General features: G+C 61.3%; 18 protein-coding genes. 6 read left to right on the top strand and 12 right to left on the bottom strand.

Annotated elements, in window-relative coordinates:
* Positions 1-46: 46 nt before the first annotated feature.
* From CAF76_RS06955 to CAF76_RS06935, 5 genes are all read right to left on the bottom strand, one after another.
* Complete coding sequence (locus CAF76_RS06955) at positions 47-1,075, bottom strand: DUF5924 family protein (protein ID WP_039764894.1); 1,029 nt, start codon at positions 1,073-1,075, stop codon at positions 47-49.
* A 75-nt stretch (positions 1,076-1,150) separates the two neighbouring features.
* On the bottom strand, positions 1,151-2,542 hold the full coding sequence (locus CAF76_RS06950) for a pitrilysin family protein (protein ID WP_085647176.1): 1,392 nt from the start codon (positions 2,540-2,542) through the stop codon (positions 1,151-1,153).
* A gap of 167 nt (positions 2,543-2,709) precedes the next feature.
* Positions 2,710-4,368: a Na/Pi cotransporter family protein gene (locus CAF76_RS06945; protein WP_039764899.1), complete on the bottom strand. Its 1,659-nt coding sequence runs from the start codon at positions 4,366-4,368 to the stop codon at positions 2,710-2,712.
* A gap of 213 nt (positions 4,369-4,581) precedes the next feature.
* A complete protein-coding gene (locus tag CAF76_RS06940) occupies positions 4,582-5,349 on the bottom strand; it encodes a TerC family protein (protein ID WP_064592444.1) in 768 nt (255 codons plus the stop codon).
* Positions 5,350-5,420: 71 nt separating this feature from the next.
* Positions 5,421-6,728 (bottom strand): CitMHS family transporter, encoded by a 1,308-nt coding sequence (locus tag CAF76_RS06935; protein WP_007954069.1) that lies wholly within the window; start codon positions 6,726-6,728, stop codon positions 5,421-5,423.
* Between the two features lie 336 nt (positions 6,729-7,064).
* Here CAF76_RS06935 and CAF76_RS06930 point away from each other — a divergent pair, with 336 nt between their 5' ends.
* Complete coding sequence (locus CAF76_RS06930; RefSeq protein WP_085647175.1) at positions 7,065-7,466, top strand: GFA family protein; 402 nt, start codon at positions 7,065-7,067, stop codon at positions 7,464-7,466.
* Here CAF76_RS06930 and CAF76_RS06925 read toward each other — a convergent pair whose 3' ends face one another.
* Complete coding sequence (locus tag CAF76_RS06925; protein ID WP_085647174.1) at positions 7,467-7,793, bottom strand: DOPA 4,5-dioxygenase family protein; 327 nt, start codon at positions 7,791-7,793, stop codon at positions 7,467-7,469.
* 84 nt (positions 7,794-7,877) lie between these two features.
* On the opposite strand from CAF76_RS06925, the gene CAF76_RS06920 reads away from it, so the two are divergent.
* On the top strand, positions 7,878-8,537 hold the full coding sequence (locus tag CAF76_RS06920) for an NAD(P)-dependent oxidoreductase (RefSeq protein ID WP_085647173.1): 660 nt from the start codon (positions 7,878-7,880) through the stop codon (positions 8,535-8,537).
* A 3-nt stretch (positions 8,538-8,540) separates the two neighbouring features.
* Here CAF76_RS06920 and CAF76_RS06915 read toward each other — a convergent pair whose 3' ends face one another.
* Entirely contained in the window at positions 8,541-9,491 is a 951-nt protein-coding gene (locus tag CAF76_RS06915; RefSeq protein WP_085647172.1) for a LysR family transcriptional regulator, read from the bottom strand.
* A 114-nt stretch (positions 9,492-9,605) separates the two neighbouring features.
* Here CAF76_RS06915 and betC point away from each other — a divergent pair, with 114 nt between their 5' ends.
* From betC to CAF76_RS06900, 3 genes are all read left to right on the top strand, one after another.
* Positions 9,606-11,120, top strand: coding sequence for a choline-sulfatase (gene betC / locus CAF76_RS06910; protein WP_085647171.1), 1,515 nt, complete (start codon positions 9,606-9,608; stop codon positions 11,118-11,120).
* A gap of 16 nt (positions 11,121-11,136) precedes the next feature.
* Positions 11,137-12,054 carry a choline ABC transporter substrate-binding protein gene (gene choX, locus CAF76_RS06905; protein ID WP_085647170.1) on the top strand — a complete coding sequence of 306 codons (918 nt, stop codon included), beginning with the start codon at positions 11,137-11,139 and terminating at the stop codon, positions 12,052-12,054.
* 283 nt (positions 12,055-12,337) lie between these two features.
* Positions 12,338-13,906, top strand: a complete 1,569-nt coding sequence (locus tag CAF76_RS06900) for a SulP family inorganic anion transporter (RefSeq protein WP_085647169.1) — start codon at positions 12,338-12,340, stop codon at positions 13,904-13,906.
* Between the two features lie 105 nt (positions 13,907-14,011).
* On the opposite strand, the gene aroE is transcribed toward CAF76_RS06900, so the two are convergent.
* Positions 14,012-14,833, bottom strand: coding sequence for a shikimate dehydrogenase (gene aroE, locus CAF76_RS06895; protein WP_085647168.1), 822 nt, complete (start codon positions 14,831-14,833; stop codon positions 14,012-14,014).
* A 9-nt stretch (positions 14,834-14,842) separates the two neighbouring features.
* Positions 14,843-15,757, bottom strand: coding sequence for an oxygen-dependent coproporphyrinogen oxidase (hemF, locus tag CAF76_RS06890; RefSeq protein WP_007954079.1), 915 nt, complete (start codon positions 15,755-15,757; stop codon positions 14,843-14,845).
* Between the two features lie 147 nt (positions 15,758-15,904).
* Between hemF and CAF76_RS06885 the strand changes: the two genes are divergently transcribed.
* Positions 15,905-16,882 (top strand): NADPH:quinone reductase, encoded by a 978-nt coding sequence (locus tag CAF76_RS06885; RefSeq protein WP_085647167.1) that lies wholly within the window; start codon positions 15,905-15,907, stop codon positions 16,880-16,882.
* A gap of 23 nt (positions 16,883-16,905) precedes the next feature.
* Here the strand turns inward: CAF76_RS06885 and CAF76_RS06880 are convergent, their stop codons facing one another.
* From CAF76_RS06880 to CAF76_RS06870, 3 genes are read right to left on the bottom strand one after another with little or no spacing between them, the layout of a single operon-like run.
* Entirely contained in the window at positions 16,906-18,204 is a 1,299-nt protein-coding gene (locus tag CAF76_RS06880; protein WP_085647166.1) for a phenylacetate--CoA ligase family protein, read from the bottom strand.
* Positions 18,194-19,462 (bottom strand): aminotransferase class I/II-fold pyridoxal phosphate-dependent enzyme, encoded by a 1,269-nt coding sequence (locus CAF76_RS06875; protein WP_085647165.1) that lies wholly within the window; start codon positions 19,460-19,462, stop codon positions 18,194-18,196. Before CAF76_RS06875 ends, CAF76_RS06880 begins: the two co-directional genes overlap by 11 nt.
* Positions 19,459-20,553 (bottom strand): DUF3419 family protein, encoded by a 1,095-nt coding sequence (locus CAF76_RS06870; protein ID WP_085647164.1) that lies wholly within the window; start codon positions 20,551-20,553, stop codon positions 19,459-19,461. The genes CAF76_RS06875 and CAF76_RS06870 overlap by 4 nt, the downstream gene beginning before the upstream one ends.
* Positions 20,554-20,585: the final 32 nt, after the last annotated feature.

Here is a 20,585-nt window from a genome sequence, read left to right as displayed (position 1 = left end):
GCTTGTTCGGCTTTTGAGACGAACCTACGTAATAGCACGAACCCGGTTACTTTTCTTTGGTCGGTGTGCTGTCCGTGACCTCGAAGCGCAGCACGCCAATCACCTGACCGTCTTCGGTCAACACCCGCACCTGCCATTTGCCTGCCGGGTTGCCGGGGAAGTTCTGCTTGTGGGTCCAGGCCCGGTAGCCTTCCTTGCGCCCACCGTGGATGTCGAGGGCGATGCGGTCGACCTCTTTGCCGTTGAACTGCCAGACGTGATAAATCCGCTCGTCGAGCCCGCGCGGCGCGTTGATCGCGGTGTAGGCGTAGAGCCCGCCGCCACGGATCTGCTCGGCGCTGACTTCCTTGAGGCTGGCCCCCGGCACCCGGTCCTGCACCTGAGTGCTGATCGCCACGTCGGTCATCCACAGCGTCGCCGGCGGCACCCACGACCGCAGAACCCAGCCCACGCCGCCGATCCCGACCGTAATACACAGGATCGCCAAGGCATTGCGCACGGTGCGGATCGGGAAGATCGACGCCAGGCTCGGGAACGACAACACCACCGCAATCCCCAGCGCCCATTTGAAGCTCTGCGAGGTGGTCAGGTGCATGATCACCGGCAGCGCGGTGAGCAGGGCGGCGAACAGGGTCAGGGTGTGCAGCGCGAGGAACGCCCAGCGCCGTGGCGCCAGCCACTTGTAGTAGAGCGGGTCGACGATCGAGATCAGCGCCGCGATGCACAGCAGCCCGGTGAAAAACAGCTGGCCGCTGTTCCAGGTGGTGGTGATGAAGAAGAACGGCAGGACGAAAAACAGGCTTTCCTGGTGGATCATCTGCGTCGCGTAACGCAGCAGCGGCTGGGGGATTTCCCGTTTGAAGATTCGCGTGAACAGTTTGGTCAGGCTGTTTTCCAGCATCAGCCAGATCCAGCTCAGCAGCATGATCGTGGTGATCCAGCTCGCCAGCCCCTGTTGCCGGTCGACCAGAATGAAGCTGCCGACCCCGGAGATGAAACCGCCGAGCGCAATGACCCCGGGATAGCGCTTCATCAGTTCGAGAATGCGCTGGATCAGGAGGGTCAATTTAGACATTTGGGCGGTTCACGACAGTCGAGGAAAAAACCCCGACAGAGTACCGCCCGCCGGGCCGTGTGGCGAGGCTGCCGGTCATTCCGGATGCACGGACTTGCGCCGATGCAGGCGCCAGCCGAGCAGAATCAGCACCAGCACGCCCAATCCGCCCGCCAGCAGCCACAACACCTGATCGTCGCTGAGCAGCGGTTTCTCGATCCGCAGATAACCCGGTTGCAGCAACAATTCGCGCATGGCCTTGTTCGCCGCCTCCAGCGTCACGCCTTGCAGCTCCCGCGCAGGATCGGCGAAGCGGCCATCCTCGTAGTCGCCCAGCGCGCTCCAGTAATAGTCGGCCATGGCGCTGGTGCCTTGCACGGCCCAGGCCTGGTGGGCGATGGCGGCTTGTTTCAAGCGATTGAAGGTGTCGGCGTCGAGGCCGTTTTTCAGCAGGTCGGCCTTGAGGTCTTCCAGCACCTGCTCGGCTTCGGCGATATCGCCGCGATCCAGGTCGGCGTTGAGGCTCATGAAACCGACGCCGCCGAACACCTCGCGCTCGGCCCACGGCCCGTAGGACAAACCGTGGTTCAGGCGCAACTGGCGGTACAGCGCCCACTCCAGGTATTCCTTGAGCAGGTCGAAGGTTTCGTCGTACTGATCGTCCAGCACCGGCTCCGGCACCAGCCAGTGCAGCTTGGCGCTGTTGCCGATGAAACCGCGAGTGATCGTGCGTTCGTGAGCGGCGCTGGCGCGGATGTCCGGCAACGGGCGGTGTTCGCTCGGCTCGACCGCTTCCAGCGCGCCCCACGCCCGTTCCAGATAGGCCGGCAGCAGTTTGTCGAGGTCACCGACGACAATCAGGGTCATGTTGTTCGGCGCGTACCAGGCCTTGCGCACCTTCTCCAGCTGCTCGCGAGTCAGGCCATCGACTTCGGCCCGCTGCGGGCATTTCAGGCCCAGTTCAACCGCCAGTTGATTGCTCGCGGTGTGGCCCAGGTCCTGCCGGTCGAGGAAGCGTTGCAGGCGGGTGTAATGGCCGCCGTCCTCGCGCTCGACCACCCGTTTGGCGGCGTTGATCGCGTTGTCGTCGAAACGGGTCTGGGTCAGCAGATCCAGCAGCAGGTCGAGAACCTTGCGCTGGTTTCTCGCCGGGGCTTCGATGACGAACGTGGTGTCGGCGTTGCTGGTGAAAGCGTTCCAGTCGCCGCCGAGGGCCTGCATGCGCTCTTCGAGGCCACCTTCGCCGGTGGCGTCGATGCCGCTGAACAGCAAGTGTTCGAGCAGGTGCGGCAGCTCCTTTTCATTGCAGTCGAAATCGTCGAGACCGACACCGATCACCAGCCGGATCGCCACGTGCCCACGCTCGGTGCCGGGCTTGAGCAGCAATTGCAAACCGTTGGGCAGCGCATAGCCTTCGACCTGAAAACGATCCAGGGCGAAGGCGGGCAGGGAACCGAGCAGCAGACAAGCGAACAACAGGCAACGCATAACGAGCTTCCATACGGCTGAATTGGAGATCCGTGTCGTCAGTCCGGCCCTCATCGCCAGCAGGCTGGCTCCCACATTTGAAACGCATTCCCTGTGGGAGCCAGCCTGCTGGCGATGGCGACCTGAAGGCTGAATCAATGTTACTGACTGACCACAACCCCAGACGTTCAAGGCGAATGCGTGATGTCCGCCATATCGTCCGCCGCCAGCGCGCCGGTATCGGAAGTTTCCAGCACCACATAGGCGCTGCTGCAGAACAGCGAGTTCAAACGTTTCATGTCAGCAATCAGCTCCAGGTGCAACGAACTGGTCTCGATACTCTGCACGATCTTGCGTTGCAACCGGCTGACATGGGCGTGGGCCAGACGCCGCTCCTGGGCGCGAAAGCGACGTTTCTCGCGCAGCAACTGGCGGGCGCTTTCCTTGTCGCCGCTGAGGAACACCGACAGCCCGAGCCGCAGGTTGGCGATCAATTGCTGGTGCAGGCCGGCCAGTTCTTCCAGTCCGTCTTCGGAAAACGACCGGCGTTGCGAAGTCTTCTGCTGCTGCACTTTGCGCAGCATGCGTTCGATCAGGTCGCTGGCCAGTTTGAGGTTGATCGCCAGCTCGATGATCTCCGCCCAGCGCCGACTGTCCTGTTCGCCAAGATCTTCGCGGGGCATCTGCGCCAGGTACAGCTTGATCGCGCTGTACAGCGCTTCGACGTCATCGGTCAGCTTGCGCATCTCCTGAGTGATGGCGGTCTGCTTGCCGCGCAGCACGTCGAGGGTCGCGTCGAGCATGTTGTCGATCAGGTCGCCCATGCGCAGGGTTTCCCGGGCGGCGTTGGCCAGTGCCAGGCTCGGCGTGACCAGCGCAGTGGGATCAAGGTGGCGGGGCTTGGCGGTGCCGTTGACCTCCGGCCGCTCCGGCAGCAGCCAGGCGCACAGCCGCGCCATCGGCCCGACGCTCGGCAGCAGGATCAGGCAGCGCGCAGTGTTGTAGAGCAGGTGGAAGCCGATGACCATTTCCTGCGGGCTGAAATCCAGGCTGTCGATCCAGTGCACCAGCGGGTCGAGCACCGGAATGATCAGCAGCAGCCCGATCAGCTTGTACAGCAGGCTGCCCAGCGCCACCTGCCGGCCGGCGGCGTTCTGCATGCTGGTGCTCATGAACGCCAGCACGCCGCTGCCGATGTTGGCGCCGATCACCAGACCGATCGCCACCGGCAGGCTGATCACCGCAGCGCCGGCGAGGGTAGCGGTCAGCAGCACGGCCGCCAGGCTGGAGTAGGAAATCATCGCGAACAGCGCGCCGACCAAGGCGTCGAGCAGGATATCGCCGGTCAACGAGGCGAAAATCACCTTCACCCCTTGGGCATGGGTGATCGGCGCAGCGGCCTCGACGATCAATTGCAGCGCCAGAATGATCAGCCCCAGCCCAATGGACACGCGGCCCATCTGCCCGAGCCGCGTCTGTTTGCGCGACAGAAAGAAAATTACCCCGATAAAAATCAGCAGCGGCGACAGCCACGACAGGTCGAACGTCAGCACCCGCGCCATCAGCGCCGTACCGACGTCGGCACCGAGCATGGTCGCCAGGGCCGGGGTCAACGCCATCAGGCCCTGACCGACAAACGACGTCACGAGCATGGCGGTGGCGTTGCTGCTCTGCACCATCGCAGTGACAACGATGCCGGCGACAAAGGCCAGCCAGCGTTTGGACATGTTCTGGCCGATCACGTGGCGCAGATTGGTGCCGTACACCCGCAGGATGCCGGTTCGAACGATGTGCGTGCCCCAGATCAGCAGGGCCACGGCAGACAGCAAATTGAGCAGGGTTAGCATGCAGACCCCCTGTAATGGCAGCGCCCCAGAGGGGCAAGTTGACGGTACCGCGCAATTTCTACGTTCTGATACTTAAGCTGTAGTTGGCTAACGGTCTGGGCGCCAGCATTGCACAGCTAAAGCGGGGATTGAAACAAAAGTGTCATGAAAACAGGTTCATGCGGCCATGAAAAAAGGGCCCGAAGGCCCTTTGTCATGTTCACTGCGTTCGGGTTACTGACCCGGAATATCCTTGCGCAGTTTCACCGGATCCTGCTGTTTGCGTTTTTTCGCGATGGCGGTGCGCATCTTGATGTTGATCGCTTCGACCGCCAGCGAGAACGCCATGGCGAAGTAGACGTAGCCTTTCGGTACGTGCACGTCGAACGATTCGGCAATCAGCACGGTGCCGACCACCAGCAGGAACGACAGCGCGAGCATTTTCAGCGACGGGTGCTTGTCGATGAATTCGCTGATCTTGCCCGAGGCCAGCATCATCACCAGCACGGCCACGATGATCGCCGCGACCATGACCGGAACGTGGGACACCATGCCGACGGCGGTGATCACCGAGTCCAGCGAGAACACGATGTCGATGATTGCGATCTGGATGATGGTGTAGAGGAAGTTGCCGCCCTTGCCCGAAGGCTCGTCGTCGCTTTCATCTTCACCTTCCAGTGCGTGGTACATCTCCTGGGAGCTTTTCCACAGCAGGAACAGGCCACCGAAGAACAGGATCAGGTCGCGACCGGAAATGCCCTGGCCAAACACTTCGAACAGGTCGGCGGTGAGGCGCATGACCCAAGTGATCGACAGCAGCAACAGGATCCGCGTGATCATGGCCAGGCCAAGACCGAAGATCCGGGTGCGCTGCTGCATGTGTTTGGGCATGCGGCTGACCAGGATCGAAATCATGATGATGTTATCGATGCCCAGAACGATTTCCAGGGCGGTCAGGGTGAAGAAGGCAACCCAGATCTCAGGGTTGGTCAGCCATTCCATGTGTATTCCTTTGAGCGAGTGTTAAACCAGGACGCCAGCAATCAGCTGGCGTCCGGGTGAGTTTGGTGCCGTTACAACGTGCTGAACAGCGGGAAAGTCCCCAACAGCAAGGCGGCGACCAGTATGCACAGGCAGACCAGCACTGCCCACTTCAGGGTGAAACGCTGGTGATCGCCGAACTCGATCCCCGCCAGTGCCACCAGCAGGTATGTCGACGGCACCAGTGGGCTCAGCAGGTGAACCGGCTGACCGACGATCGAGGCACGGGCCATTTCCACCGCGGTGATGCCGTAATGGCTGGCCGCTTCGGACAACACCGGCAACACACCGTAGTAGAACGCGTCGTTCGACATGAAGAACGTGAACGGCATGCTCACCAGCGCCGTGATCACCGCCAGGTACGGGCCGAGGAAATCAGGGATCACCGCCAGCAGGCTTTTCGACATCGCATCGACCATGCCGGTGCCCGACAGGATACCGGTGAAAATGCCCGCCGCGAAGATCAGACTGACCACCGACAGCACGCTGCCGGCGTGGGCGGCGACGCGATCCTTCTGCATTTGCAGGCAAGGGTAGTTGACGATCATGGCAATACTGAACGCCACCATGAACAGCACCGGCAGCGGCAACAGGCCGGCAATCAACGTGCACATCAGGGCCAGGGTCAGCAGGCCGTTGAACCAGATCAGTTTCGGACGGCGGGCGTCCGGGAATTGCGAAACGCTGATTTCGCTGTGATCGATTTCGTCGCCGATCAGGTGCAGCTCACCCAGACGCGCACGCTCACGTTTGCCGTAGAAGTAGGCAATGATCAGGATCGCCACCACACCGGCAGCCATCGCCGGGATCATCGGTACGAAGATGTCCGACGGGTCCACGTGCAGCGCACTGGCGGCACGGGCGGTCGGGCCACCCCATGGGGTCATGTTCATCACGCCACCGGCGAGGATGATCAGACCGGCCATGATCCGCGGGCTCATGCCGATGCGGCTGTACAGCGGCAGCATGGCGGCCACGCAGATCATATAAGTGGTCGCGCCGTCACCATCGAGGGAAACGACGAGCGCCAGAACGGCGGTGCCGACCGAAACTTTCAGCGGGTCGCCCTTGACCAGTTTGAGGATCTTGCGCACGGCCGGGTCGAACAGGCCGGAGTCGATCATCAGGGCGAAATACAGAATCGCGAACATCAGCATCACGCCGGTCGGCGCAAGCTTGGTAATACCTTCGAGCATCATCGGGCCGATCTTCGGAGCAAAGCCACCGAACAGGGCGAACAGGATCGGGATGATGATCAGAGCGATCAGCGCAGACAGGCGCTTGGTCATGATCAGGAACATGAACGTGATGACCATGGCGAAGCCAAGGAAAGTCAGCATGGGAATACTCCAGGCGTAGCGCGGCTAGGTAAGTGAGCGGATCGGGTTGGATCAGCGCAGAACGGGAAGCACAAGGCGTACGAGCGGAGTGTCAGAAAAAAGGCGTGGGAGGAGGCGGGTTGCAGAGGACATCAGAATCACCATTGTTGTTGTTAATTGGGCCTGTCGTGCGAGCAATCACACGCGTTGGCCAACCGGTCTGTTGCCGGCAGTGGGGGCGATCCTAATCGGGGAACCTTTCAGCTACCTTTCGCGCAAGAAAGCTTTGGGCGAACGGCCAACCGGCCGTCGGATGCGGGCTAGAGTCAATGAACACGGGAAGCGGAGGGCAGGGCGATGACTGATTTGCACGGCGGTGGTTGCCACTGCGGACATATCCGCTATCAGTTCAGCGGAGCATTGCACGACATCGCCCACTGTCATTGTTCGATTTGCCGAAAAGTCAGCGGTGGCATCGTCACCACCTGGATCACGCTGCCGGCAGCGAACTTCCAGTGGCTGGCCGGAACACCTTCGCGCTACGACTCTTCAGACAGCTGCGCACGGTTCTTCTGCCCGAACTGCGGCGCACAACTGGCGCTGGTGACGCTGCTCAGCCCCGAGAGCATCGATCTGACGGTCGCCACACTGGATCATCCGGAGCAGGCCGCCGCCGAGTGGCATATCTGGACCGACAGCCAGTTGCCATGGCTGCACCTGGACGAGCATTTACCTGGCGAACCCGAAGAAACCATCTGATTAAAAAACAGACAGATCCAGCGGCCGCATCGCGCCCATCCAGATCGCGTGCTCGGTGTGATCGAGCAAGTCATCGCCGGTGTCCGGGTGCAGGAACACCACCAATCCCTTGCGATTGAGTGCCAGCCACGGCAGCACATCGCCGATCAGCTCCGGGCCGAAGGCCAGCTGGCAGCTCCAGTCCGGGTGCGGGCCGACCGGACGTTCATGCACGCGGCCCATCTTCAATGGAAACAGCGCTGCCGCCTGTTCACACAGCGCCCGCGCCTGTTCAATGGTGCTGGCGTCGTAATAAACGTGGGCGTGATAACCCTTGATCGTCTGCATCGCAAACCCTCTGAATCGGTTCGAACCCTCGGCGCTGCCCGTATGTCACACGCCATACAAGGGAAAACAAAAGGAACCTCAGCCATGAAAAATGCCGAAACCCCGGCGGTGAAAGTGGTGCTCTATGGTGCCATGAGTAGCCTGGGCAGCGCGTTGATGGCTGAACTGCTGCGTCGCCAGCACGAAGTAATCGCGATCCTCGACGATTTGACGGCGCTCGCCCCACGGCCGGGGCTGCGCACCAAAAGCGGCGATCTGCTCGATGCCGAGCGGGTCAATCAGAGCGTGGCCGGCAGCTCGGCAGTGATCTGCCTGCTGAATGCGCCGGGCTTGCCGCTGAGCAGCGATCATGTCGAAAAATCCGTGGTGCTGGGGCCGGTGGAACAGGTGCTGGCGGTGGATGCGCTTATCGATGGGCTACAGGCGGCAAACGTCTCGCGGCTGTTTGTCATCGGCGAATTCGAAGCACTGGATGATCCGGAAAACGCCGACCCGCTGCAACGCCACGCCGCTCTGGAAGTACACGAAGCCCTGCAAAGCAGCCCGTTGCACTGGACGCTGGTGAACGCACCGCGCAGCGTCGCCGGGCTGACGATCGAGCACTTCAGTCAGGTCGGCCGTACGCTGGAACCGGGACTGGCTGAACCGCTGGAACGCCTGAACCGGGTGGCGGTGGGGATTGCCGATGAGCTGCGACTGAATCTGCATATCCATCAACACGTGGATTTTGTTGCCGCCTCCTGATCGTTATACCGCAATTGACGGCAGCGGCAGCCCGGCCAAGGACTCGGCGCTGCTGGCTTGTTCGGTCATCAGCCAATCCACGAACGTCTGGATCAACGCGCCCCGGCGCTTGCGCTGTGGCAGCACCACGTAATAACCGAGACGCGACAGGGTGGTTTCGGCGATCGGCCGGCACAATAGACCTTGAGTGAGCAAGTTATCCACAAGGTGCCGCCAGCCAATCGCCACGCCCTGACCGCCAATCGCCGCTTGAATCAGCAGGGTGTAATTGTCGAAGCGCAGTTGGCCCGGCGCTGGCGGCGCGCTGATGTTCAGCGCGCGGAACAGACCGCTCCAGTCGAACCAGTTACTGCTGTTTTCCCCGCGCAGGTGCAGCAGCGGAAACTCCATCAATGCCTGGGCCGGCAAGGGCAGGGGGCGATCCTTGAGCAATTGCGGGCTGCACACCGGAAACACTTCTTCACTGAACAACCAGTGACTTTCGCCCTGTTTGAAGCGACCGTCGCCGAACAGCACGGCAACGTCGATATCCGGACGCAGCATGTTGTGATTGCGCTCGCTGGTGACCAGGCTCACGTCCACCTGTGGATAAGCTTCATGGAAGCGGTGCAGACGCGGCATCAGCCAATACGCGGCGAAGGCGAAATCGGTGGCAACCTGCAGCACTTCATGTTGCTGCTGCGTGCTGATTGCGCTTAATCCCGCGTCGATATTCTGCAAACCAAGGGTAACTTGCTCGAACAGGATTGAGCCGACCTCAGTCAGTTCGATGCCCCGGTAGATACGATCGAACAGCCGCGTGCCGAGCTGTTCTTCCAGCCGTTTGATTTGTTGGCTGATTGCTGGTTGCGTCGTACCCAGTTCAACAGCGGCAGCGGTAAAACTGCGATGACGGGCCGCCGCCTCGAAGGCGCGCAGCAGGTCCAGCGACAGATCACCGAGGGCTTCATACATAAGCTGTGCTTATCCTAGTCATTGTCCGGCGCGGGCTTTACCGGATATTGCGTGGAATCCATGCTCGATCGCAGCAATGTCGCATAAATATTCACTATGGAATGCCGCGATCACATGAAGCGCAAGAACATTCTTTTCATCATGGCCGATCAAATGGCCGCGCCAATGTTGCCGTTCTACGGCCCGTCGCCGATCAAACTGCCGAATCTCAGCCGCCTCGCCGAACAAGGCGTGGTATTCGATGCCGCTTACTGCAACAGCCCGCTGTGCGCACCGTCGCGTTTCACCCTGGTCAGCGGCCAGTTGCCGAGCAAGATCGGCGCCTACGACAACGCCGCCGATTTCCCCGCCGACATTCCCACCTACGCCCATTACCTGCGCCGCCTCGGCTATCGCACCGCGCTGTCGGGCAAGATGCATTTCTGCGGCCCCGATCAACTGCACGGTTACGAAGAGCGCCTGACCAGCGACATCTATCCAGCCGACTACGGCTGGGCGGTGAACTGGGACGAGCCTGATGTGCGGCCGAGCTGGTATCACAACATGTCGTCGGTGTTGCAGGCCGGCCCGTGCGTACGCACCAACCAGCTCGACTTCGACGAAGAGGTGGTGTTCAAGGCTCAGCAATACCTGTTCGACCACATCCGCGAGGATGGCGATCAGCCGTTTTGCCTGACCGTGTCGATGACTCACCCCCACGATCCGTACACGATTCCCAAGGCGTTCTGGGATTTGTACGACGATGCGGATATCCCGCTTCCGACGACGCCGGATCAGCGTTCACTCGATCCGCACTCCCAGCGATTGCTCAAGGTCTACGACCTGTGGGACAAGCCTCTGCCTGTGGATAAAATTCGCGATGCCCGCCGTGCCTACTTCGGTGCTTGCAGTTATATCGACGCCAACGTCGGCAAACTTCTGCAAACCCTCGAAGATTGTGGGCTGATGGATGACACCGTCATCGTGTTTTCCGGTGACCATGGCGACATGCTCGGCGAGAAGGGCCTCTGGTACAAAATGCACTGGTACGAAATGGCCGCGCGGGTGCCCCTGTTGATAAGTGCACCTGGCCAGTTCCAATCAGGCCGTGTCAGCGCCGCGGTGTCCACCGCCGATCTGTTGCCGACCTTCGTCGAACTGGCCGGCGGCAGCCTGGAGCCTGACCTGCCGCTGGACGGCCGTTCGCTGGTTCCGCACCTGCAAGGGCAGGGCGGTCACGACGAAGTGTTCGGCGAATACATGGCCGAAGGCACCGTCAGCCCGCTGATGATGATCCGTCGTGGCGCCTACAAATTTATCTACAGCGAATCCGACCCTTGCCTACTCTTCGATGTGGATAACGACCCACGCGAGCAGGAAGAACTCAGCCAATCACCGCAACATCGCCGGCTGTTCGACGATTTTCTCGCCGAAGCACGGGCCAGGTGGGACATCCCGGCGATCCACCGCGAAGTCCTCGAAAGCCAGCGTCGCCGGCGTTTCGTCGCCGAGGCACTGACAATCGGCAAGCTGAAGAGCTGGGATCACCAGCCGCTGGTAGACGCCAGTCAGCAATACATGCGCAACCACATCGACCTCGATGACCTGGAGCGCAAGGCCCGTTATCCACAACCCTGCCAAAACCAATAACGTTAAGGGGAAGTTCATGGTCAAGTTATCCACAGTCCTGACGGTCAGCCTGCTGGCACTGGGCAGCGCATCCGCGTTCGCCGAGAGCTGCGACACGGTGAAAATGGCCGACCCCGGCTGGAGCGACATCGCCGCGACCAATGCCATCACCGGGTTTCTGCTGGATGGCATGGGCTACAAGGCCAAGGTCGACACCCTCGCGGTGCCGATCACCTTCGGCGGCTTGAAGGATGGCCAGGTCGACGTGTTCCTCGGCAACTGGATGCCGGCGCAGCAGGGTTTCTACGACAAGTTCGTCGCCACCGGTGACGTCACCCAACTGGCGAAGAACCTCGACGGCACCGAATTCACCCTGGCCGTGCCGGATTACGTGTGGGATGCGGGTGTGCATAACTTTGCCGACCTGAATAAATACGCCGATAAATTCGAGAAGAAGATTTACGGCATCGGCTCCGGCGCGCCAGCGAACATCTCGCTGCAAGAGATCATCAAGAAAAACGACTTCGACCTGGGCCAGTGGAAGCTGATCGAGTCCAGCGAACAGGCGATGCTGGCTGAAGTCTCGCGGGCGGTGAAGAAACAGAAATTCGTCACCTTCCTCGGCTGGACCCCGCACCCGATGAACGTGCAGCTGAAAATGCACTACCTCAAGGGCGGCGAGAAGTACTTTGGCGACACCGGCAGCGTCTACACCCTGACCCGCAAGGGCTACGCCGAGGCCTGTCCGAATGTGGGTAAATTGCTGACCAATCTTTCGTTCACTCAAGAGATGGAGAACAGCATCATGGCCGAGGTGGTGAACAAGAAAGTCAGCAATGCGGAGGCGGCGAAGGGCTGGATCAAGGCGAATCCGGCGGTGTTGGATAAGTGGCTTGATGGTGTGAAGACGGTGGATGGCAAAGATGCGTTGGCGGCGGTTAAAGCGAAGCTTTGATCGCGGTGTGCTGAAGGTCTGAGTTCGCTTTAGATCTTTTCCCCCCTCACCCCAACCCTCTCCCCCCAAGGGGGGCGAGGGGGAAAGGGAGCTGACCGTCGTTGGTTTCAGAACCTGAGTTCGACTGAAGACTTTCAGGTCGATGGATTTCGAAAAGACACCTCGGTAAGTTCCCTCTCCCTCCGGGCGGTCCGACGTTTCGGGAGGGTTAGGGTGAGGGGGCTGTTCCTGATTGACACCCTGATACCCTTCACACACCACCCATCCCAAACCGAGAGGATCCATGGCCCTCCCCAGCCGTCGCTCACTTTTCCCCTTCCTGACCTGGCTGCCCCGGCAGACCCGCGCCAGCGTCGGGCGGGACCTGGTCGTCGGCCTCAGCGGGGCGATTCTCGCGTTGCCCCAGTCGATTGCCTACGCCCTGATCGCCGGTCTCCCACCGGAGTACGGGCTCTACGCCGCCATCGTTCCGGTGTTGATCGCCTGTCTGTGGGGCTCGTCGTGGCACTTGATCTGCGGCCCGACAGCGGCCATTTCGATTGTGCTGTTCGCCAGTGTCAGCCCACTGGCGGTGCCTGCATCACAGGACTACATCACCCTTATCCTGCTGCTGACCTTTCTCGCCGGGATTTTCCAGTGGCTGCTTGGCCTGTTGCGCTTCGGCGCGCTGGTGAATTTCGTCTCGCATTCCGTGGTGCTGGGTTTCACCCTCGGCGCGGCGGTGGTGATTGCCATCGGTCAATTGCCGAACCTGCTGGGACTGGATCTGCCGGCCAAGGCCACGGCGCTGGCCAGCCTGATGGATCTGCTACGCCATCTCGGGGCTGTGGATAAACCGTCGCTGGTCCTCGGTGTCGCCACGGTGGTGGTCGGTGCGCTGCTCAAACAATGGCTGCCACGCTGGCCAACGCTGTTGATGACCTTGGTGCTCGGCAGTCTGGTGGTGTGGCTGTGGCCGGCGATGTTCGGCCACGTTCAGTTGGTCAGCGCGTTTGTCGGGCGCTTGCCGCCGTTCAGTGGACTGCCGCTGGATATGGATCTGATCCTGCGCCTGCTGCCCAGTGCCGTGGCGGTGGGCATGCTCGGGCTGGTCACCAGCCTGTCGATTGCCCGTTCGATTTCCGCGCGCTCGCAACAGCTGCTCGATGCCAATCAGGAAGTCCGCGCGCAAGGGCTTTCGAACATCGTCGGGGCGTTCTTTTCGGGATCGTTGTCCGCCGGCTCGTTCACCCGTTCCGGGCTGAGCTATGAGGCCGGGGCGTGTTCGCCACTGGCCGGGGTGTTTTCAGCGTTGTGGGTGGCACTGTTCGCGATTTTCGGTGCGGGGCTGATCGCGCATATTCCGATCCCGGCCATGGCCGGCAGCATTCTGCTGATCGCCTGGGGACTGGTGGATCATCGCGGCATTCGTGCGCTGCTGCGGGTCAGCCGGGCGGAATTCGTGGTGATGGGCCTGACCTGCATTGCCACGTTGCTGCTGGAATTGCAGACGGCAATCTATGCCGGCGTGCTCGCCTCGCTGTTTTTCTACCTCAAGCGCACTTCGCAGCCGAGAGTACAGCACTGGCGTGATGGCGAAGATGATGTACTGCGGGTCGGCGGCTCGATCTTTTTCGGCGCCAGCCACTACCTGCAAGTGCGCCTGCAACGGATGCACGGCGCGCGGGTGGTGATCGAGGCGCAACAGATCAACTTCATCGACTATTCCGGCGTGGAAATGCTCCATCAGGAAGCCCGGCGCCTGCTGCGCCAGGATCGCAGCCTGACCTTGCGTCAGGCGCGACCGCAGGTGGTGGAGGAGTTGCGCAAACTCGAAGGGCCGGAGAAATGCCCGATCCGCTTTGAAGATTGAAGAAGAACCCGTTGTGGGAGCGAGCTTGCTCGCGATGGCGATCTGTCTGTCAGATTGATGCTGGATCTGGCGACGTCATCGCGAGCAGGCTCGCTCCTACAGGGGTTACTGCGCCAATTGCCGACGCAATTCCGCCAGGACCGGCGCAGTGTCCGGACGCACACCGCGCCAAAGGAAAAAGGCTTCCGCAGCCTGTTCCGCCAACATGCCCAACCCGTCCATCACCACGCCCGCGCCATGCTCGCTGGCCCAGCGGCAGAACGCGGTCGGTTCCTTGCCGTACATCATGTCGTAGCACAGGGTCTTGCCGGGCTCGATCAGGCTTGGGGCAATCGGCGGTACATCGCCGGTGAGGCTGGCGGAGGTGGCGTTGATGATCACGTCCACCGGCTCGCGCAACCAGTCGTAACCACTGGCCGACACCGGCCCCAGATCACAGAACAGTTCGGCCAGCAGCTCGGCCTTGTCCACTGTGCGATTGGCGATGATCACCGAGGCCGGCTTTTCCGCCAGCAACGGCTCCAGCGCACCACGCACGGCGCCACCGGCGCCGAGCAGCAGAATGCGTTTGCCGGCGAGGCTGATCCCGGCGTTGACCGTCAGATCGCGCACCAGACCGGCGCCGTCGGTGTTATCGCCGAGCAGGCTGCCGTCGTCGAGCTTGCTCAAAGTATTCACCGCACCCGCGCGTTTGGCGCGGGCAGTCAGGCTGTCGGCCAGGCGATAGGCGTCTTCCTTGAACGGCACGGTCACGTTGGCGCCGCGACCTTCCTGGAAAAACGCCGTGGCGCAGCCGGAAAAGTCCTCAAGCGGCGCCAGCAGGGTGCTGTAGTCGAGACGCTGCCCGGTCTGTTCGGCGAACAGTTTGTGAATCATCGGCGACTTGCTGTGGCCGATCGGGTTACCGAAAACGACGTAACGATCCATCAGAAGTCCTCAGGCCTGAGCCAGCCAGTCGCGGTCTTGCAGGAAGTACTCGGTCAGGCGCGCTTCTTCGCTGCCCGGCTCGGCTTTCCAGTCGTAGGCCCAGCGCACTTGCGGTGGCAGCGACATCAGGATCGACTCGGTGCGCCCGCCCGATTGCAGGCCGAACAGGGTGCCACGGTCGTAAACCAGGTTGAATTCGACGTAGCGGCCACGGCGGAATTCCTGGAACTCGCGCTGTTTGGCGGTGAAAGCGTCGTTCTTGCGCCGTTGCACGATTGGCAGGTAAGCGTCGATGTACGCATCGCCGATGGCGCGCATGAAGGCGAAACTGGTGTCGAAGTCCCACTCGTTCAGGTCATCGAAGAACAACCCGCCGATGCCGCGCGGTTCGTGGCGATGCTTGATGTGGAAGTAGGTGTCGCACCAGGCCTTGTAGCGCGGGTAGACGTCCGGGCCGAACGGCGCGCAGGCCTGCTCGGCGACGCGGTGCCAGTGGATGCAGTCTTCTTCGTTGCCGTAGTACGGGGTCAGGTCGAAGCCACCGCCGAACCACCAGACCGGTTCTTCACCTTCCTTCTCGGCAATGAAAAAGCGCACGTTGGCGTGGGACGTCGGTACATGCGGATTGTGCGGGTGGATCACCAGCGACACGCCGAGGGCTTCGAAGCCACGCCCGGCCAGCTCCGGCCGATGGGCACTGGCGGACGGTGGCAGGCCACTGCCGAAGACGTGGGAAAAGTTGACGCCGCCCTTTTCGATCACCGTACCATTCTCGATCACCCGGGTCCGACCGCCACCGCCGGCCGGACGGGTCCATGCGTCTTCGACGAAGCGCGTGCCACCGTCTTCGGTCTCCAGCGCGGCGCAGATGCGGTCTTGCAGGTCGAGCAGATAGGCCTTTACGGCGTCGGTGCGGGTCGTCATGGCTTCACCTTGGATCGGGCGGAACTGCGCGGCGCCCCGCGCAAATGGGCGCGTAGCATACCATCGCAAACCGGCACGCCGCAGTTGACGAAGATCAAGCATGAGCGTTCGATAGGGACCTTCCCAAATGACCCAAGGAGTAGGCAGATGGCCAAGCGAATCCAGTTCCGCGCCCACGGCGGCCCCGAAGTGCTCGAGTACGTTGACTATCAACCGGCCGAGCCCGGTCCGCAGCAGGTTCGCGTGAGCAACAAGGCCATCGGCCTGAACTTCATCGACACCTACTACCGCAGCGGTCTTTACGCGCCACCGGCGTTGCCGTCGGGCGTGGGTGCGGAGGGCGCCGGCATTGTCGAGGCCGTGGGCAGCGAGGTCACCCGGTTCAAGGTCGGTGACCGTGTGGCGTACGGCAGCGGCCCGTTGGGCGCGTACAGCGACGTTCACGTTCTGCCGGAAGCGAATGTGGTGCAACTGCCGGACGCCATCAGCTTCGAAACCGCCGCCGGCGTGATGCTCAAGGGCCTGACCGTGCAGTACCTGCTGCGCCAGACCTACGAACTCAAGGGTGGCGAAACCATTCTGTTTCACGCAGCGGCCGGCGGCGTCGGTTTGCTCGCCTGTCAATGGGCCAAGGCCTTGGGCGTGAAGCTGATCGGCACCGTCAGCTCGAAAGCCAAAGCCGATCTGGCCAAGGCCCATGGCGCCTGGGAAACCATCGATTACAGCCACGAAAACGTCGCCCAACGAGTGCTGGAATTGACCGATGGGAAAAAAGTCCCGGTGGTCTACGACGGCGTTGGCAAGGACACCTGGCCGGCTTCGCTGGACAGCGTGGCGCCCCGTGGCCTGCTGGTGAGCTTCGGCAATGCGTCGGGCGCGGTGGACGGGGTGAACCTGGGGATTCTGGCGGCAAAAGGTTCGCTTTACGTCACCCGTCCGACCCTGGCGACCTACGCCAATAACGCCGAAAACCTGCAGCGCATGGCCGACGAGCTGTTCGGGATGATTACCAGCGGCAAGCTGAAAGTGGATATCAGCCAGCGTTATCCATTGGCTGACGCGGCGAAAGCGCAGACCGAGCTGTCGGCGCGGCGCACCACGGGCTCCACTGTTCTGCTGCCCTGACCACCAATGACCTCGGCGCATCTTCATGACGGTACCGGGGTCTTTTCCGTCGTCACGAAAAACGGCGTCTTGCCGGCCAGGGTAGTTTCGAATTCCTGACGGGCAAGACGCTTCACCTCCAACCCCAAAACGCCCGGCAGCCTGAGCAATGCACTGGCCTGTCCTTCGACTTGCAACGCATCTTCAATGACGCTCTGTGTGTTGGCTGTCAGTCCGTCCTCGGCTATGACCAGACGCATGCGTGCCCCCTCGGGCTGTCGATCAATCTGCACCTGGACATCGGTGTTCTGCAGCTGCGGCAAAAGCTGTCGGAGTACGTGCAACACCTGTGACTGAGTGATGATCGCGCCCCCCAGTTTGATCGATGTTTCCACCCGCCCCTCAAGCGCCAGTACCGGCATGGAACTGCCACAGTCGCACTTCGTCACTGTGCGCAGGATTCGCCCACGATCGCCGATCCGGTAACGCAACAACGGCACATGATCAGGAAGCAATGGCGTCAGCAGAAACTCACCGGCTTCCTCTTCAGTTACAGCTTGCAGGGTCAGAGAATCAACCACCTCGAGCAGCATGGCGTCCGCATGCAGGTGAAAAAAACCGTGCTCCAGATGGGCACACTGAAAACCGATGGGACCGGTCTCCGTCGAGCTGTAGCCCAGCGAGCGGATCTTCAGCATCGGCCAGTCCCGGGCCAACTGGTCGCGCAGCGTTTGACTGCAAGGTTCTCCAATGTAGTAAAGCCACTTCAGGCTGCACAATTGCACAGCGCCGACTTTCTCATGATTGAACAACGCGGCGGCGAAGGAGGGAGTGCATATCAACGCATCAGCCTTGTGTGCCTCAATAAGCTCGGCAACGCGCTGCACGCCCATCTGTGAACCGGCAGGCAGCAGGCGTGCGCCAATGTGCTGGACGATAGCTGCCGCGTATTGAAAGGCACCCTGCATTTCCCCGGCTGTCAGGCAGTTGACGACCACCTCGGGGCGTTCGTCCGTCGAACCGAACATCCGTGCCCCCAAAGGCACGATTGCAGCGTTGAACGCCCAGGAATGGGTGATCTGTTTGCGATTGCCGGTGCTGCCTCCCGAGGTCAGGGTCAGCCCGCCGCCCGGTGCTCGATGGGAGGCTTCACCGAGGGTGGAAAACAATACGCCGCCGGACTCGTCTTCCACCGCCAGAACCGGCAATCGATGGAGATCGGCCAATCCCCGCACTTCCAGGATTCGCGGATACAGCGCACGGAACCACGACAGTGAGCGTGCGTGAGCCAATTTATTCGCAAACGCCTCGGCCAAAACATCGGTGATCGGTTCATTGCTCATTACCGCGCCCTCCCTGACGAATGCCCAACTCATCGAATCCGCTACGGACGGCGTTCGCCAGAGACTCCAACTGGAGCTGACTGTGGCTCGCGCTGATGGCCAGACGCAAAATGGCCTCGCCCTTGGCCACCACCGGAAACACCGCGGTGGTGACCGCCATGCCCTGCCGGCGCAAATGCTGCGCCAGGCTTATCGCATCTCTCTCGGCCCCGACACGGATAAAACGAATGGGAGACGCGACGTGATGATTGCCCAGCACTGGCCCCAGCAACCTGTCGACCGTGGCGATGTTTCGCCACAGCGCTACCTGCAAATGACCCAGCTCCGGCGACAAATGGATTTTCCCCGAAGCGACTGCCGCGCCCACCCCGCCAACGGATAATGGTCCGCCAAACGTATAGGTCGATGCATGGCGCCGAATCATCTCGGCATCGGCTTCGGTACGCACAGTGATTGCCCCACCGGTTGCGCCGAACGCCTTGGACAGCGATGACAGGAGGATCAGCCGGCCACGCTGTCGTTCTTCCGCCGCGTCCAGCGCGTAACCACCTCCGGCCACGCCATGGATCGAGGTACCGTGGGCGTCATCCGCATAGAGATAACCGTCGAAACGCTCCGCCAGTTGCAACAGGCGATTGATCGGGTAAACACCGCGCATCGAGCCAATGCTGTCGGTCAGGATGATGGGCGTATTACCCGCCGCGACTGCCGTTGAACACGCTTCTTCGACCTGCTCTACATCGCTGCAATCGCGGCGCTGTATCGGGCCGAATTGCCAGAGAATGCCTTGCAGCACTTGCATCGAAGCATGAGCGGCACGGTCGACAATCCAGCACGGGCCACGACGCATGGGATAGGAGGGCATCTCACCGGAACCAAGCAGCGGCAGACAGCCAAGATGTGCACTGCCCACCGAGTTGAAGGTGACTGAATGCCCCTGAAATATCCGGTTCAGCAGTTCATCCAGCTCACGCATGGGTGGCAACAGCGCTCGGGTCCGTGCGGCGGCGAATTGCACGCCGAAGGACTCGACGGAGTGCATCGCCCCCTGAATCAAGCGAGGATCACACTCCAGCCCCAGATAAGAACACGAGAGAAACTCGGTCAGCCGCTCGCCGCTTTCGAGTTCGATCTCTTTGCCTTCACGTTTAGCCAGCTTCAGGCCATTCAGCCCTGCATCGAACAGCTGCTGCTGATCGTCTCGCGCTTGCCGGACACGGTTTTTGACCCAATTGACGGTCGGTTGAAAAGTGTTCATCGGGATACCTGCAAAGAGGGTGTGCGGCGATAGACCTGGACATGCCAGAGCTGGGTTTTTTCTCGCGCAATGTCTGCCTGGTATTGCTGGGTGATATCGCAGAAACCTGCGCAATCGGGTCGCACCACATGCAAATGCCCGCGCATGACCACCTGTGCGTTTCCTGCCAGGGCCGGTGCCAGGCGCTGCAAAAGGTTCTTGCCGGCCGCTTCGGGCATGAAGGAAGGCACGTCCGACAGCGATACGAAATCGATGGCTGTTTCCCCGGCAACGCAGTCGAGGATGTCGGCCTGCACGACGCGTAACTCGCACTGCTGAAGCCCCTCGCGGGCCCGCTGGAAAATCTGCGGATCGCACTCCAGCGGAAAGCCTTGTGGATAACGCAGCTCACCGAAAAACAGCATTTGCAGGAAAAAGCTCTCGCGGACCACCTGAGTGGTGAACAACGTATGGAAAATTTCCAGATACGCCGCGCGGGAACTGATCCCCAGGTTGTTGGGTGGAAACGCGCCCTTGTACAGCAGCGAATTGAGGACTGCTGCGTTTCCCAGCAACGCGATCACGGCTTTCCAGCGCTTGAGCGGAAAGCGGTTTCGGTAATATTCCGTTTGTTCGTCAAGCTGACTGAACTGAAAAATGCCCCGGCCGGCCTTGCCGGTGAACAGTCCGGTGATCTTCGCCAAGCGCTTCAGGGTCTGCTCGAATGCGCCCATGTAGATCGGCGCTTCCCAACTTCGGGACTGAAAAAACACGGACAGCCAGCGACGATCCGCCGGCGGTAAAACCAGTTGCTGGAAGATGGAGCGGCGTCGCGCCCTCATACTTTCCATTCGATAGCCCATGAACGCCATGAACGACTCGTGATCAGTCTGTTCCAGCAGGGCAAAACGCAATCGGGTAAACGCCAGTTGCGGCGCGCTGATATCGGTACAGGTCATGCGTGCCGGGGCGGCGGCCAATAACGGCAAGAGCCGGCCGCCGCATCCGGCGATACCCAGCACGTGACTGGCATGTCTGGGCAGGATCGCGTACTCAAGCGCGGTGTCCTCATCGCCGAGCGTGTAGTTGAGCCGGTCGAAATAATCAGCCATGTCTGCCTCCAGCCATCTGATCGGAACATCGG

Source organism: Pseudomonas sp. B40(2017) (assembly GCF_002112855.1).
Taxonomy (GTDB): domain Bacteria; phylum Pseudomonadota; class Gammaproteobacteria; order Pseudomonadales; family Pseudomonadaceae; genus Aquipseudomonas; species Aquipseudomonas pharyngis.
The sequence above is the reverse complement of the archived record's forward strand: the minus strand, read 5'-3'. Positions and strand labels throughout refer to the sequence as shown.

Coding starts and splice junctions, on each gene's coding strand:
- CAF76_RS06955 (WP_039764894.1), bottom strand. CDS start 1,075: ATGTCTAAATTGACCCTCCTGATCCAGCGCATTCTCGAACTGATGAAG.
- CAF76_RS06950 (WP_085647176.1), bottom strand. CDS start 2,542: ATGCGTTGCCTGTTGTTCGCTTGTCTGCTGCTCGGTTCCCTGCCCGCC.
- CAF76_RS06945 (WP_039764899.1), bottom strand. CDS start 4,368: ATGCTAACCCTGCTCAATTTGCTGTCTGCCGTGGCCCTGCTGATCTGG.
- CAF76_RS06940 (WP_064592444.1), bottom strand. CDS start 5,349: ATGGAATGGCTGACCAACCCTGAGATCTGGGTTGCCTTCTTCACCCTG.
- CAF76_RS06935 (WP_007954069.1), bottom strand. CDS start 6,728: ATGCTGACTTTCCTTGGCTTCGCCATGGTCATCACGTTCATGTTCCTG.
- CAF76_RS06930 (WP_085647175.1), top strand. CDS start 7,065: ATGACTGATTTGCACGGCGGTGGTTGCCACTGCGGACATATCCGCTAT.
- CAF76_RS06925 (WP_085647174.1), bottom strand. CDS start 7,793: ATGCAGACGATCAAGGGTTATCACGCCCACGTTTATTACGACGCCAGC.
- CAF76_RS06920 (WP_085647173.1), top strand. CDS start 7,878: ATGAAAAATGCCGAAACCCCGGCGGTGAAAGTGGTGCTCTATGGTGCC.
- CAF76_RS06915 (WP_085647172.1), bottom strand. CDS start 9,491: ATGTATGAAGCCCTCGGTGATCTGTCGCTGGACCTGCTGCGCGCCTTC.
- betC (WP_085647171.1), top strand. CDS start 9,606: ATGAAGCGCAAGAACATTCTTTTCATCATGGCCGATCAAATGGCCGCG.
- choX (WP_085647170.1), top strand. CDS start 11,137: ATGGTCAAGTTATCCACAGTCCTGACGGTCAGCCTGCTGGCACTGGGC.
- CAF76_RS06900 (WP_085647169.1), top strand. CDS start 12,338: ATGGCCCTCCCCAGCCGTCGCTCACTTTTCCCCTTCCTGACCTGGCTG.
- aroE (WP_085647168.1), bottom strand. CDS start 14,833: ATGGATCGTTACGTCGTTTTCGGTAACCCGATCGGCCACAGCAAGTCG.
- hemF (WP_007954079.1), bottom strand. CDS start 15,757: ATGACGACCCGCACCGACGCCGTAAAGGCCTATCTGCTCGACCTGCAA.
- CAF76_RS06885 (WP_085647167.1), top strand. CDS start 15,905: ATGGCCAAGCGAATCCAGTTCCGCGCCCACGGCGGCCCCGAAGTGCTC.
- CAF76_RS06880 (WP_085647166.1), bottom strand. CDS start 18,204: ATGAGCAATGAACCGATCACCGATGTTTTGGCCGAGGCGTTTGCGAAT.
- CAF76_RS06875 (WP_085647165.1), bottom strand. CDS start 19,462: ATGAACACTTTTCAACCGACCGTCAATTGGGTCAAAAACCGTGTCCGG.
- CAF76_RS06870 (WP_085647164.1), bottom strand. CDS start 20,553: ATGGCTGATTATTTCGACCGGCTCAACTACACGCTCGGCGATGAGGAC.